We start from the raw sequence: 14,577 nt of genomic DNA, 5'->3' as shown, positions 1-14,577 counted from the left end.
AAGCAAAAGCTGCTTTCCAGCCCAAGGCCGGAAAGCAGCTTTACCTGCGTTAATTCAGGAGGAGTCATGGCTCCTCTTTATGTTTATATTCCTTTAGCTAAATGATAATATAATTCGTTCCACTTCAGTTCCTTTTTAAAAGAGGATATTTCTGTTTTGCTGTTAATGGCAACATACTCGATGCCTGCTATCTCGCTAAAATCCTCCATGTGTTCCTCCGTGACCGCCTGACTGAAACTGCTGTGGTGAGCGCCGCCGGCTAAAATCCAGGCCTCGGCACCTACTTTGAAGTTAGGCTGCGGAATCCAGAGCGCTCTCGCCACCGGCAATTTAGGCAGTTCCTGATCAGGCGCCACAACAGCCAGTTCATTGACCAGCAGCCGGAAACGATTGCCCATATCAATAATGGTGGCATTTAGCCCCCGCCCGGCCGGAACATTAAAGACCAAGCGGGCCGGGTCGGCTTTGCCGCCGATGGACAGCGGATGAATCTCCAGCGACGGTTTGCCGTCTGCCACCGATTCGCAAACCTCCAGCATATGAGCGCCCAGCACTTTCATATTGTCGTTTTCCAGATGATAGGTATAATCCTCCATCAGGGAAGTACCGCCCTTTAATCCGTAAGACATGACCTTCATGGCCCGTACCAGGGCTGCTGATTTCCAGTCGCCTTCCGGTCCAAAACCGTAACCTGCCCCCATCAGGCGCTGTACAGCCAGACCGGGAAGCTGCTTGAGACCGTGCAAGTCTTCAAAGGTAGTGGTAAAACCTTTAAAACCGCCGGCTTCGAGAAAGTTCTTCATCCCGGCTTCAATTCTGGCAGACTCCAATAAAGCCTCCCACTTGGCACTATTTCGGGTCAAATCCGGTTGTACGGCATACTTATCTTCATATTCCGCAATCAGCCGGTCAATTTCTTCCTTGCTGACCGCATTGACATATTCGGCCAGATCGCCGACCGCATAGCCGTTGACCGCGTAGCCGAACTGCACCTGGGCCGCCACTTTATCGCCTTCGGTTACTGCCACTTCCCTCATATTATCGCCGAACCGGGCAAATCTGGCCCCCTGCCAGTCATCCCAGGCCAGCGCTGCCCTGATCCACACTGATAACCGTTTGGCAACATCCTCATCCTGCCAGAAACCTACGATTACTTTACGGCTTTTCCGCATTCTGGTGCCAATAAAACCGAATTCCCGGTCGCCGTGAGCCGACTGATTAAGGTTCATAAAGTCCATATCTATATCCGTCCAGGGAATATCACGGTTATATTGCGTATGAAGATGAGCCAGCGGTTTTTGCAGTACTTTAAGTCCGGCAATCCACATTTTTGCCGGGCTAAAGGTATGCATCCAGGCAATCAGGCCAATGCAGTGCTTCGCACTGTTGGCTTCAATACAGGTATGATAAATAGCATCCGGCGTGGTCAGCACCGGCTTAAACACCACTTTGACCGGTATATCAATATTTTCAGCGATAGCTTTGGCAATGACCTGCGAATGTTCGTTGACCTGCTGCAGCGACTCTTCGCCATACAAATGCTGGCTGCCGGTGAGAAACCACACTTCCTTTTCACTACAATGAATATTCATGCCCTTCTCCTCCTTATAATGAATTCTTTTTAATTTTCCTCAGCGCAGGCCACCTGCCCATAATAAGCATGCTGTCCGTGTTTCCTTAAAAAGTGCTTATCAAGCAGCCCCTGGTCCACAGCCTGAACCTCCGGATTCAGGGCATAGGTGTATAAAGCCATTTTGGCTACCTCTTCCAGAACAACAGCGTGGTAAACGGCTTCGTGCTCATTTTTCCCCCAGGAGAATGGCCCATGATTGGTCACCAGCACTCCGGGAACATAGGCCGGGTGCATTTCCCGGAAGGTCTCCACGATGACCTTTCCGGTCTCTTCTTCGTACTGTCCCTGAATTTCCTGGCTCGTTAACGCCCGCGTACAAGGCACGCCGCCGTAAAAATAATCGGCATGCGTGGTGCCGTGCACCGGAATGGACCGCCCGGCCTGAGCCCAAACGGTGGCATAAGTGGAATGAGTATGAACAATGCCGCCAATTTCAGGAAACTGACGATATAATACCAGATGGGTGGGCGTATCCGAAGAAGGACGGAACCTGCCCTCTACCTGTTTACCCGTCAAATCCAAAACCACCATATCTTCCGGCTGTAACCTTTCATATTCCACACCGCTTGGTTTAATCACGATCAAGCCCTGTTCACGGTCAATACCGCTGGCATTGCCCCAGGTAAACAGTACCAGGCCGTGTTTTTGCAGGTCCAGATTGGCCTGCCATACGGAATGCTTGAGTTCTTCCAGCATAGTGCTTATCTCCTCTCTTACCTGATTCAAAAAACAGCGGCTTCAGCTTACCTCCATTACCTCCAGCTCCAGCGCCGGAGCTGCGGTACCGGTTTGCTCCCTGGCCGTCCGTTTGATTTCCTTTAAGCGTTTCATCACATCGTTGGCACCGCGGCCAAAATAATCGTGCAGCGTTCTATATTCGGCATATAGCCTGGCATAGCGGACTACATTATCGGGGTTAGGTGTATACACCTGCTTAATCCGTGTCATATTGGCGGCTGCAGCAAAAATCGTATCATACCCGCCCTGTTTTCTGCCGGCAGCCACCGCACCAAACATAGCCGCACCCAGCGCCGGAGTCTGCAGCGACTCGGCAACCGAAATCTCCCGTCCGGTCACATCGGCATAAATCTGCATCAGCATAGTATTTTTTTGGGACAACCCGCCGCAGGCATACAATTCATCGATTTTCACACCGGCATTTTCAAAGGATTCCACAATCATATTGGTTCCAAAAGCAGTGGCTTCAATCAAGGCGCGATAGATTTCTTCCGGCTTGGTTAGCAAGGTTGCTCCCAATAACAATCCGGTCAGATGGGTATCCACAAGAACCGACCGGTTGCCATTCCACCAGTCCAGTGCCAAAAGGCCGCTTTCGCCGGGTACCAGTCGGGCTGCCTTTTCCTCCAGCAAGGTATGAATACTGATCTTACGCGCAGCGGCCTCCTGCAGATACGCTGCCGGAACACAATGCTCCACAAACCATTCAAAAATGTCGCCGACAGCCGATTGTCCCGCTTCATAGCCGTAATAGCCGGCTACCACCCCGTCTTCCACTACGCCGCACATGCCGTCAACCGTTTTTTCCTCCCTGCCCAGCACAATGTGGCAAATCGAAGTTCCCATACTCATGACCAGTTTCCCCGGTTCCACTACCCCGGTCGCCGGAACAGCCACATGGGCATCCACATTGCCTACGGAAACGGCAATGCCTGCCTTCAGCCCCATTTCCCTGGCCATGTTAGGAATCAATTCACCGGCCTTACTGCCAATCGGTACGATCGGACTGTATAACTTTTCCGCTACCAGGTTTTCCAGCCGGGGATCCAGCGCTTTGAAAAAATCCTTATCCGGATAACCCTTTTGTTTATGCCAGATGGCTTTATAGCCGGCAGTACAACTGTTGCGGACATCGACTCCCGTCATTTGCATGGTGACCCAGTCGGCAGCTTCCATAAACCGGTCGGCGGCCTCATAGATCTCCGGAGCTTCATTTAAAATCTGCCATATCTTAGGAATCAGCCACTCAGAGGATATTTTCCCGCCATAACGGACCAGAAAGTCCTCGCCGCGTTCGGCGGCAATCTGGTTTAAGCGGTTGGCCTCATCCTGGGCAGCATGATGCTTCCACAGCTTGATCCAGGCATGCGGTTTATGGCGAAATTCAGGAAGCTGGCATAAGGCCCGCCCGTCTTTGGCCACAGGCAGCATGGTACAGGCCGTAAAATCAATTCCCAGACCGATTACATCTTCCGGGTCGATCTTGGCCTCGGCAAGCACCTGTGGTACAGCCTGATATAAGACTTCCAGGTAATCATCCGGATTCTGCAGGGCCCAGTCATAAGGCAGTACGATGTCCGTACCCGGCAGTACTTCATCAATGACACCATCTTTATAAGGTACTACCGCCGTGGCTACCTCCCTGCCGGTCGCCACCTCCACCAACAGCGCACGTCCGGATTGCGTGCCAAAGTCAATTCCAATGCTGTATTTTTTCTTCTCCACAATTTACCCTCCCCCAATTTAGATTGAAATGTTGGGCCATTACGCTTTGCTTCCTGAATTACGGACAATTTTTATGTAATAAATTAAATATTTAATTTATTACATAAAATAATATACGCTGTCGTCCAGCATTTTCCTTCTTCTGAAAAAAATAAATTTTCTAAAAAAAACGTCACTTTCCGACAAAGCGGAAAGTGACGTTTTTACCTATGCCTTTCTGATCCGTGCTATTTGTTCAAAATAAGTCCCTGCATCACTAAATCAACAATACCGTTTAAGGCGGCGGCACGGCCTTCTGCCGAGCACTCAATCCGGACACTGGCATAACAGCTTTCCAGCACCCTTTGCTTGATGACTTCCATCATACTGTCCTCAATAAACTTATAGCCCTTGGTGATCCCGCCGCCAATAATGACAAGCTCGGGATTAAAAATGTTGATCACGTTGGAAACGCCTACCCCCAGGTAGCGGGCCACATTATGCAGCACCTCCACAGCCAGCCCGTCGCCCTGTTCCGCCGCAGCGTAAATATGTTCGGGCTTGACGGCCTCTATATCCTGATTAACCATATCGGTAATAAGCGATGTATGCCCTTCCTTTACGGCCTGCACGGCAAGATTGACCAAGGCGGTCTCCGAAGCCATCGCCTCGAGACAGCCGCGATTGCCGCAGCTGCATACCGGTCCGTCGATATCCACGGCACTGTGCCCGATTTCACCGGCACTGTCACCCAACCCGCGATACAACTCCCCGTTTAAAATAATACCGGAGCCAATGCCACCGCCGACTCCTAAAAACACGGCATTCCGGATATCCCGGTACGGACCGTAATGATAGGAACCCAAAGCCATGGCCCGCATATCATTTTCCACAAAAGTGGGAATATGGAACTGCCCTTCCACAATAAACTTCAGCGGCACATTGCGCCAGCCGGTGCTGGGTGAAAACAGGGACACTCCCTCGGCCGACCGGACCGGGCCGCGGACAATAATCCCGATCGCCGCCACCGCCTCGCCTTCCTCCGCAGAACATAAGGCAGCGATGATGTCCAGCATAGCCGCCAGTACAGCATCTTTATCAAGATGGCGGGTATCCTTGCGGATTTGCTTGCTAATCTCCAGCCCGGCATTAATGATATAACCGGCCACTTCTTTCGAGCGGATATCGGCTATCACCATTTTGGCCATATCCGGATTGGCTTTGAGCAGGACCGGACGGCGTCCTCCGCTGTACTCGCCGATCATATACTCGCTCATGATGCCGGCTTCAATCAGTTTGCCGGAAATGTTCGTTACCGTCGGTGCCGTCAATCCGGTCAGCTTCGCTATATCTACGCGCGATATAGGCCCCCGCCGCCGGACCGTATTGACTACCAAAGCCTCATTCGGTCCTCCCACAGCTTTCAAATTTATATTGTTGGTTTCTGCCATAAGCATGATATCTTACCTTTCGTCAGCCTGTCAGCGTTTATGGGAAAACTGCTGATGCTTAAATTTTTCCAGTTACTTACAGATTGATAGATGTTTATTGGTTGCAGGGACTGTTTGGTAAAGGGATTTCCAAACACCTGTCCAGGAGCCGTTTTTAAATTCAGCTGTATATGTATATTATAAAAGAAAGCTGAAAATCCCTTTAATTTCGACATTTAATTTAATCATTTTTTTATTATTTTATTTAAGAAAACCAATATTACAGTTCTTTTCTTATATCGTCACGACTGTTTGGATTTGGTGTAAATATCAAAAGCCACTGCCACCAGCAGCACCAGCCCCTTAATCGTTTGTTGCATATCGACCGTAACCCCGAGCAGGGACATGCCGTTATTCATGACTCCCATAACCAAACCACCGATGATCGCCCCCATAATGGCGCCGGTCCCCCCGGCCACCGACGCGCCGCCGATAAAGCAGGCGGCAATGGCATCCAGTTCAAAGCCGACCCCGGCCTTCGGTGTTGCCGCATTCAGCCTGGCGGCAAAGACCAGGCCGGAAAGCGCTGACAGTACCCCCATATTCACAAAGACCCAAAATACAATGCTTTTTGTTTTTACGCCGGATAGTTTAGCCGCTTTCTCATTGCCGCCAACCGCATAGATATGGCGTCCGGCAACCGTTTTCGTGGTAATAAAGGTGTACATGACAATCAGAAAAAACAGCAGAACCAGCACATTGGGTATGCCTTTATAGGAAGCCAGCAGGTACATAAACCAGTTAATGGCGATCGCTACAATCCCGATCTTCGCTACCAGAAACTGGAGGGGTATGACCTCAAAATTATATTGCTTTTTGGCCTTCCGGCTGTTGATTTCAAAGTAAATGTAAATCAACGTCAGGATAATGCCAATCACCAGGGTGGTGATATGCAGGGAACTGCCGCCAAACAGATCGGGAACAAATCCGTTGCTGACCTTCTGGAAACTGACCGGAAAAGGCCCCTTGGACTGGCCGTTGAGAACCGTCATCGTTAGTCCCCGGAAAATCAGCATACCGGCCAGCGTTACAATAAACGCCGGGATACGGAAATAGGAAATCCAATACCCCTGCCAGGCCCCGGCCAGCGCACCAAGCAGCAGGGAAAGCAGCACCGCCGGAACAACCCCCAGCTGATTGTCTACCATAAGGATGGCCGACATCGCTCCGATAAATGCGGTGATCGACCCCACCGATAAATCAATTTGAAAGGCAACGATAACCAGCAGCATACCAATGGCCAAAATAAGGATGTAGCTATTCTGCTGAATCAGGTTTGTCACGTTTAACGGCATTAACAGCGTGCCCTTGCTGACAATTTCAAAAAACACCACAATGGATATCAGAGCAAACACCATGCCGTATTCCCGGATATTACTCTGAATCATTTTTTTCAGCGTTTCCAACGACTGCCCCTCCCTATTTGGTTATTACATATTTCATGATTTTTTCCTGAGAGGCCTCTGCCCGCGGCAGTTCTCCGGTTACCCGCCCCTCACTCATCACATAGATCCGGTCGCACATTCCCAGGATTTCGGGCAGTTCGGAGGATATGAACAATATCCCCTTGCCTGCCCTGGCCAGATCATTGATGATAGAATAGATTTCAAATTTGGCGCCTACATCAATACCACGGGTAGGTTCATCCAAAATCAGAACATCGGGCTCGGCAAAAACCCATTTTGCCAACACCACCTTCTGCTGGTTACCGCCGCTTAAGTTCATTGTCTTTTGCAAAATACTGGAGCACTTGATATTTAATTGTTTACGGCTATTTTCCACCTCCACAATTTCCTGATTGCCGTCAATAACATGATGCCTGGCTATTTTATCCAAATTGGCCAGCGTTGCATTTTTTTTGATATCGTCGTCCAGAATGAGTCCGTATTGTTTCCGGTCTTCCGTTACATAAGCAATTCCATTACGGATCGCCGCATTGACATCGCCAAGCTGACATTCGCGGCCATTTTTAAAAATCTGTCCGCTGATTTTCTGTCCATACGACTTGCCAAAAATACTCATCGCCAGTTCCGTTCTGCCGGCTCCCATCAGGCCGGCAATCCCTACTACCTCCCCTTTGCGGATTGTCAGATGAATATCATGAAGAATCTGGCGGTCACTGTGCAGCGGATGATATACATTCCAGTTTCTGACCTCGAAAATAACCTCCCCGGCTGCCGCTGTTCTTTTCGGAAACCGGTCAGTCAGCGTTCTGCCGACCATCCCCTGGATGATGCGGTCTTCGGTAATGCAGTCCGCTTTGGCATCCAGCGTTTCAATGGCAGCCCCGTCACGCAGAATGGTGATGGAATCGGCTACCCGGGAAATTTCATTCAGCTTATGAGAAATCAAAATGGAGGTAATTCCCTGTTTTTTAAATTCCAGCAGCAGGTTGAGCAGGTTGTCACTGTCCGCTTCATTTAATGCCGATGTCGGTTCATCCAGAATCAACAGTTGCACTTCTTTGGATAACGCCTTGGCAATCTCCACCAACTGCTGTTTACCCACCCCGATATTAGTAATCAGCGTTCCGGGCAATTCGTTTAATCCCACTTTTGACAACAATTCCTGGGTCCGGGCTGTAGTGACATGCCAGTCAATCATCCCTCTTTTCACATTCTCATTGCCCAGAAAAATATTTTCCGCAATCGACAAATAGGGAATGAGCGCCAGTTCCTGGTGAATGATGACAATGCCCTGTTTTTCACTGTCCTTGATCGTTTTAAATTCACAGCACTGACCATCATAACGGATTTCACCGTCATAGGTGCCATGTGGATATACCCCGCTTAAAATCTTCATCAACGTAGATTTTCCGGCCCCGTTCTCACCAAGCAGCGCATGAATCTCGCCTTTTTTTACCTGTAAATTGACATTATCCAACGCTTTAACTCCGGGAAAAACTTTGGTTATGTTAACCATTTCCAAAATGAAGTCTCCCATCGCCCCACCTCCCGCATGGATCTTCTAACCGGTTGCCAGCTTCTCCGGCATTGGAACCATAATGCGCCGGTCCTGGTGAATGTATTATTTGATGATGGCCTTTCAGCCATCATCAAATAATACCGTCCGGCCGTCTCGCAGCATGGTTAGCTTCTTTACGTTGACACGGACGCTGCTTTACTGCAGTTGGTCTTCCGTGTAATAGCCGCTGTCCACCAGTGCCTTTTTATAATTGGTCTTATCCACCGCAACCGGAGGCAGAAGATAGGAAGGAACCACTTTAACCCCGTTATTATACGTCTTATTATCGTTGGTTTCCGCCGTTTTACCGTTTACAACAGCCTCTACCATGGCCACGGTAACTTTAGCCAGTTCCCTGGTGTCCTTAAACACCGTCATGGACTGCTCTCCTTTAATAATCGATTTAATCGAAGGTATTTCCGCGTCCTGTCCGGTAATGATCGGCATAGGATGAGCCCCGGTACCGTATCCCACTGCTTTTAATGAAGAAATAACACCAATGCTGATGCCGTCATAGGGAGACAAAATGGCATCCACTTTATCGGCGGTATAGTTTTTGCTCAGCAAATTATCCATTCTGGCCTGTGCCGTCGCTCCGTCCCAGCGCAGGGTAGCACAGACTTTCATATCCATCTGGCCGCTTTTTACTACCAGCTTCCCGGAATCAATATACGGTTTCAAAACCGACATGGCACCGTCAAAAAACATATAGGCATTATTATCATCGGGTGAACCGCCGAACATCTCCATATTAAACGGTCCTTTACCTTCCTTTAAGCCCAGTTTTTCTTCAATATACTGACCTTGCAAGACCCCGACCTTGAAATTGTCAAAGGTGGCATAATAATCGACATTGGGTGTTTTTCTGATTAAACGGTCATAAGCGATAACCGGTATATTGTTGTCCTTGGCTTTCTGCAATACATCGCTTAACGCATCCCCGTCAATCGAGGCAATAACCAGAATGTTGGCCCCTTTGGTAATCATATTCTCAATTTGCGCGACCTGGTTTTCCACATTATCCTCGCCATACTGCAGATCCACTTCATACCCCTTGGCCTGCAGTTGTTTCACAATATTGTCACCGTCAGCGATCCAGCGGGAAGATGATTTTGTCGGCATGGCAATGCCCACCTTTTTCTTTCCGCCGTTGTCTGCGGCAGTTGGGCTGCTGTTTGATCCACAGGCTGCCAAAAGCATTGTCATTGCCAATACCAACAGGAGAGATACGATTTTCTTCATTAAAAAACTCCTCCTCTTTTTTTGCGGCTTGATGCCAACTCCACCATCCGGTAACCGAACTTCCCCTCCTTTATTGCCTTCCAAGCAAACCTCCTATCCAAACCGGTTATGACCCAATCGATATCACCCACCTCTCATTCTTAATTTAATTAAATATAAAATTATTTTTTAAATTAATTCGCTTTCCATTTTCCGATACCTGCTAACTTTCAGAAATTTTTTCTATATTTATAATTTTCTACCTTATTTTTTGCAAAAAAAATAAACAGGCGGATTGCCTGCATTCTTTATTTCCATTGCCCCCTGCCCGCCACAAAGGCGGCGGGCAAGTACTGTACCATTTGCGTAAGATTTATTTTTCCGCAAGACACATCCACCGTCCCCATGTCTTTTATGATCCAGCTAACTTTTCTTTCGTTTCCTTACTCATATTAAAGCGCTCCAACTATTCAACAACAAAATCCTCGGAGCTGAAGTTACTGTAATACCTCCCCGATTGCGCTGTAAACTTCAGTACGCAATAATCCGGGTCGGTAACGCCCTTTGGATAATACATGGTGTCGCCTTCCTGCCAGATCATTTCCCTGCTGGCCGCATCCTCTAATACTTCCATCGTCCCTTTCAGCATAACGCCGCGAAAAAATCTCTTGTCACAAAAATAAATACATGCCTTAGGGTTTTTGCGATATTGAGTTACCCGCATGGAAGAAGTATTTGTTGTGAACCAGAAATTTTTAATGCCCTTACGCTTTCTCGGCGGCAGCATGGCTTTTGTATTGGGAAAGCCATCGCCAGCCACCGAACTGATAAAGGCGACATTTTGTTTATCTATAAGATTACCGATTGTTTGTTCAGGATTTCTCATCATTGCTTTTACCTCCAATCTGTTAAATATATTTACCTGCTTCCTTGACGCTAAACGGCGCAAGCCTGTCCTGATACCGCCTGATAAAATCCCGTACTCAACCGGGGCGACACACATCCATTTTTTGAAGAATTCTTCGAGCTAACTCCCCTTTTCCTTTATCTCCTCTTCATAAATGCTGTCGATGCCCAACGCCAAATCTATATCGGTAATTCCGCAATTTCCTATATATTCATGATAACTGCTCCATGCATACTTATTTATCTTTTTGGTTATTCCTGCTTTTAATGGGTTCAGGTCGGTGTTGCCGCCTGCTTCGATGTCGAAGCCGCCTTCTCCTGCATAGATCCCCGTTTGTTCAGTGACGCTTTGGTATTCGGAGTCGATGTGGCCTTTGCTGGCGGAAGCGGTGCCGCTCAGGCCGCCGGCGCCGAAGCTGATGGAGCCGCCGGCGGATTTGTTGGTTTCCTGGTAGTTGTCTACATCCTGCAGGCTTTCGAGATTGAGGTCGCCTTTGGCGTCGATATCGACGGTTTTGCCTTTGACCTGCGCTCCTTTGAGGCTGGTATCCTGACCGGATTCGATGGTTACCGTATCGGCTGCGGTGATATGGGTATTGGTGTGCGTTACGGTATTACCATTTTCTCTGCCGCTGGACTTACTTCCTTCCACGAAGAAGCCCGGGGCCTGTCCGGCGCTGACTTTGACGCCAATACCAGCCGATTTGCCGCTGGAGGTGGTTTTGGTGCTGGTGGTGTTTTCCGCGGCCGTCAGGTTCACACCGTTGGCCGCGCTGAGATGGATGTTTTGCCCGTCAATACTCGATCCAACGATGTTCAGGTCCCCGCCGTCAATGACCCGGCCTTGTTCGTCTTTCACGCCGGTGGCGGTGATGCTGACATCACCGCCGGCAGTCACCTGGCTGCCTGCGGCTGTGGTTGCTTCGGCGTTGGTTTCGCTTTGTTTTTTGCTCGAGCCCAGGCTGATGCTGACCGACAAGCCGCCATCTGTCTTGGCACTGCCGTCGGCATTTTTGCCGCGGTTCAGATTATCCGCCGCTTTGACGGCCTTGTAGTCGTAGAGCGCTTTCAGACGGCTGTCTTCTACTTCACCGGCCCGTTTGGCCGGCTGGTAGACACCCTGGATGTTGTCTACGACCTGACCACCGATCGCCAGACTGAGACCGCTTTGTTTGAATTCATAGGTCTCACGTTCTTTGTCGATATTGTCGTCCGCCTCAATGGTGACGTTCTGCCCGGTTATGGCAGTGTCCTGGCCGCTGATGATGTCGGAGGCGGTGACGGTCACGTCTTTTCCGGCCTCCAGGGTTACATTGCCGTCAACGGACCCGGCGACGCTGCCCGCCTGGCTGACACTGTCCAGGTCGTCGGTATGTTTTTGCTTCTGGCTGCCTATGGCTACGCCCAATCCGCCGCCGGAGAAGACGCCGGATTTTTTGACAGACTTCTCGTATTCGCTCCGGCTGGTCTCCCGGGCTGATTCGATGGTGATATTTCCGTTCTTTGCGGTTATGGCGACATCCTTATCCGCCACGGCACTTGAACCCTGCACCGTGACATCGTTGCCGGCGGTTACTTCCAGTTCATTGCCGGACAGGCTGCTGCCCCGGACGGCGTCCAGGCTTTGGTGGTCATAGATGTCGGTTTTGGTAGAGGACAGGAGGCCTGTTTTTTCACGGTGTTCTTCGTGCAGGCTTTCATGATGTTCGGTTTCGGCCGTGACGTTGACGTTGTTATCGGCCTTCAGGCTGATTTTGCCGTTTTCACTGCTGACGTCCGAGCCTTTGACCAGGATATCCCGCCCTTTGACGGTGATATCCGTTCCGGCGGCGATGGTACTGCCGGCCACCGTTTCATCGGTCTCCTGCTACCGGTTGAAGTAGTAGCCGCCACGTTTGCCGACCGAGGCATCGGTCTGGCTCAGGTCTTTTTCCGCCGTAATATTGACGCCGTTAACGGCTGTTATATTGGCCGCAACGGTTGCGGCAACGGTAGAACCCTTAATCGTTACATTGTCGCCGGACAGGATCACGTTGTCCCCGCTAAGGAGGCTGCCTACGCGACAGGGGACGGTTCTTATTTCGCATTTACGCCCTAAAAATTATATCTTTACTGATCCCCAATTCTTTTGCCAGTTCCCTTACAGATGCTTTCGTTGTCCACTTAATGAGTTTTATTATTTCATTCCGTAGGCTTTTATCTTTGCATTGCTTAAAACTCTCTAAAGTATGTCTATATTTTTGTAATGTTACATGTATCTGTTCTTTAAGGTCCTCATCTTTGTCTTGCCTTCTATTTATCGTACTTTCCTCTTTTGCTCCGATGAAAGTTTCTTCTGCTATTTCAGCAGAATAGTTTATAAAACCTTCGATCGCCCGCTCTTCTTGATCAGATATCAGTGAAAGTATCAGCTCTCTATCGATCATCTTGTCCTTCCAGGGATTTATGTATTGATGATAACTGCTCCACTTATAATCTTCCACATTCCTGACAATTCCGGCTTCCACTGGATTATTGTGAATATACCTTGTAGCAGCTAATATGTATCCCTCTTCTTCTACCACTTCACTACGATACCTATCCTGGAAAAGGTGTCCTACTCTTTTATATCGTTTATTAAAATAATAAACATAACTTACACATATTCTCTTCATTAATCTCTGTATACTGTCTTTGCGCTCACCAATTAACAGATGGACGTGGTTATCCATTAGACAATATGCGTATAAGAGGTAGTTCTCTTCTTCCTTCATTCTTTGCAATACTTCAAGAAAACGATCTTTGTCTTCATCACAAAGAAAGATATTTTTCCGTTCATTACCTCTAATCATGATATGGTAAATACCACTTGCACTTTGTCTTCTGGCATGCCTTGTCATTTAAATCACCTTGACTTTTTATCCATATTATATCGTAAAGAAGAACATGCGACAAGAGAGAACCGTCCCCTGTCGCATTCCAAAGAGCTATTTGCCGCAGCGGAACTAACCAATCAAGCGGAAAACGAGGAATATGGGGACGAAAACCTCGAAGAGCTTGGCGGGGACAAGCCCATCGACTCAAAAGCAATCGAAGAAGCTGTCAAACGGATTGATAAAAAACTAGACGACAATCCGGCGGACAAAAAGCTGCAAAAGGCTAAGAAGCTCATCGTGAAAGACTACCTGCCCCGGATGAAAAAATATGAACAACAAGAAGAACTCCTTGCGGAACGCAACAGCTATTCCAAAACAGATACCGCTGCCACCTTTATGCGGATGAAAGAGGACCACATGAAAAACGGGCAGTTAAAGCCGGGATACAACGTCCAGATTGGAACCGAGAATCAATTTGTAGTTGGGTATAGCGTACATCAGGAAGCCGGTGATACCAGTTGCTTGAAAGAGCACTTCGAAGAACTCAAAAAGGAATTAGGTGGAAAACTACCTGGTAATGTGGTGGCGGATGCAGGCTACGGCAGTGAGGAAAACTATGAGTATTTGCAAGAAGCCAAACTGAGAAACTACGTAAAATACAATACCTTTCATAAAGAAGCTAGCCGAAAGTGGAAGTCTGATCTCACTCGCGTACAAAACTGGCAATATGATGAAGAGCGCGATGAATATATCTGCGGTTGTGGTAGGATTCTACGGTTTCAGTATGAGCGGAGCCAAAAAAGCAAAAGCGGCTATCGCAGTGTGGTACGAATTTATGAAAGTGCAGATTGTAGCGGGTGTCCATACCGGGATCGTTGTATCAAGAAAGGCGATAACCCGTCTGCCAATCGAAGAATCTATATTAACAGGCGCGCAAATGAGTTAAAGGCGCAGGCACGGGTCAATCTAACTAGTGAGTATGGCCTGCAAATGCGTAGCCTACGGCCGGTTGAAGTCGAGAGTGTCTTTGGAAATATCAAAGGCAATTTTGGCATGCGTCGATTTA

12 protein-coding genes are annotated in these 14,577 nt (G+C 48.7%); 1 reads left to right on the top strand and 11 read right to left on the bottom strand.

Annotation, left to right across the window (positions count from 1 at the left end):
* Window positions 1-83: 83 nt before the first annotated feature.
* The 11 genes from araA to P22_RS14115 all read right to left on the bottom strand — a co-directional run bounded on the left by araA (window position 84) and on the right by P22_RS14115 (window position 13,535).
* Window positions 84-1,592, bottom strand: a complete 1,509-nt coding sequence (gene araA, locus P22_RS14160; protein ID WP_054260889.1) for an L-arabinose isomerase — start codon at window positions 1,590-1,592, stop codon at window positions 84-86.
* Between the two features lie 29 nt (window positions 1,593-1,621).
* A complete protein-coding gene (gene araD / locus P22_RS14155; protein WP_054260888.1) occupies window positions 1,622-2,329 on the bottom strand; it encodes an L-ribulose-5-phosphate 4-epimerase in 708 nt (235 codons plus the stop codon).
* Window positions 2,330-2,371: 42 nt separating this feature from the next.
* Window positions 2,372-4,096, bottom strand: coding sequence for a ribulokinase (locus P22_RS14150; protein ID WP_054260887.1), 1,725 nt, complete (start codon window positions 4,094-4,096; stop codon window positions 2,372-2,374).
* A 227-nt stretch (window positions 4,097-4,323) separates the two neighbouring features.
* Complete coding sequence (locus tag P22_RS14145) at window positions 4,324-5,532, bottom strand: ROK family transcriptional regulator (protein ID WP_235814659.1); 1,209 nt, start codon at window positions 5,530-5,532, stop codon at window positions 4,324-4,326.
* A 275-nt stretch (window positions 5,533-5,807) separates the two neighbouring features.
* Window positions 5,808-6,971, bottom strand: a complete 1,164-nt coding sequence (gene mmsB, locus P22_RS14140) for a multiple monosaccharide ABC transporter permease (protein ID WP_054260886.1) — start codon at window positions 6,969-6,971, stop codon at window positions 5,808-5,810.
* A gap of 13 nt (window positions 6,972-6,984) precedes the next feature.
* Window positions 6,985-8,508 carry a multiple monosaccharide ABC transporter ATP-binding protein gene (gene mmsA / locus P22_RS14135; RefSeq protein WP_054260885.1) on the bottom strand — a complete coding sequence of 508 codons (1,524 nt, stop codon included), beginning with the start codon at window positions 8,506-8,508 and terminating at the stop codon, window positions 6,985-6,987.
* Between the two features lie 177 nt (window positions 8,509-8,685).
* Entirely contained in the window at window positions 8,686-9,771 is a 1,086-nt protein-coding gene (gene chvE, locus P22_RS14130; protein WP_054260986.1) for a multiple monosaccharide ABC transporter substrate-binding protein, read from the bottom strand.
* Between the two features lie 445 nt (window positions 9,772-10,216).
* On the bottom strand, window positions 10,217-10,639 hold the full coding sequence (locus tag P22_RS14125; RefSeq protein ID WP_172675849.1) for a pyridoxamine 5'-phosphate oxidase family protein: 423 nt from the start codon (window positions 10,637-10,639) through the stop codon (window positions 10,217-10,219).
* A gap of 138 nt (window positions 10,640-10,777) precedes the next feature.
* A complete protein-coding gene (locus tag P22_RS21575) occupies window positions 10,778-12,505 on the bottom strand; it encodes a hemagglutinin repeat-containing protein (RefSeq protein WP_054260884.1) in 1,728 nt (575 codons plus the stop codon).
* Between the two features lie 18 nt (window positions 12,506-12,523).
* On the bottom strand, window positions 12,524-12,688 hold the full coding sequence (locus tag P22_RS20605; RefSeq protein WP_156318975.1) for a hypothetical protein: 165 nt from the start codon (window positions 12,686-12,688) through the stop codon (window positions 12,524-12,526).
* A 55-nt stretch (window positions 12,689-12,743) separates the two neighbouring features.
* Window positions 12,744-13,535, bottom strand: a complete 792-nt coding sequence (locus P22_RS14115) for a transposase (protein WP_054260883.1) — start codon at window positions 13,533-13,535, stop codon at window positions 12,744-12,746.
* Between P22_RS14115 and P22_RS14110 the strand changes: the two genes are divergently transcribed.
* On the top strand, window positions 13,524-14,577 hold a 1,054-nt coding region (locus tag P22_RS14110), incomplete at its 3' end, for a transposase (RefSeq protein WP_216598084.1). The two genes, P22_RS14115 and P22_RS14110, sit on opposite strands and share 12 nt — an antisense overlap.

This window comes from Propionispora sp. 2/2-37 (assembly GCF_001298735.1).
In the GTDB taxonomy this organism is placed as follows: domain Bacteria; phylum Bacillota; class Negativicutes; order Propionisporales; family Propionisporaceae; genus Propionispora.
This window is presented reverse-complemented; position numbering and strand designations above follow the sequence as displayed.

Excerpts from the sequence above, each read along its gene's own strand:
- mmsA (WP_054260885.1), bottom strand. The coding sequence starts at position 8,508 with ATGGGAGACTTCATTTTGGAAATGGTTAACATAACCAAAGTTTTTCCC.
- P22_RS14125 (WP_172675849.1), bottom strand. The coding sequence starts at position 10,639 with ATGATGAGAAATCCTGAACAAACAATCGGTAATCTTATAGATAAACAA.
- araD (WP_054260888.1), bottom strand. The coding sequence starts at position 2,329 with ATGCTGGAAGAACTCAAGCATTCCGTATGGCAGGCCAATCTGGACCTG.
- chvE (WP_054260986.1), bottom strand. The coding sequence starts at position 9,771 with ATGAAGAAAATCGTATCTCTCCTGTTGGTATTGGCAATGACAATGCTT.
- P22_RS14145 (WP_235814659.1), bottom strand. The coding sequence starts at position 5,532 with ATGCTTATGGCAGAAACCAACAATATAAATTTGAAAGCTGTGGGAGGA.
- P22_RS14115 (WP_054260883.1), bottom strand. The coding sequence starts at position 13,535 with ATGACAAGGCATGCCAGAAGACAAAGTGCAAGTGGTATTTACCATATC.
- araA (WP_054260889.1), bottom strand. The coding sequence starts at position 1,592 with ATGAATATTCATTGTAGTGAAAAGGAAGTGTGGTTTCTCACCGGCAGC.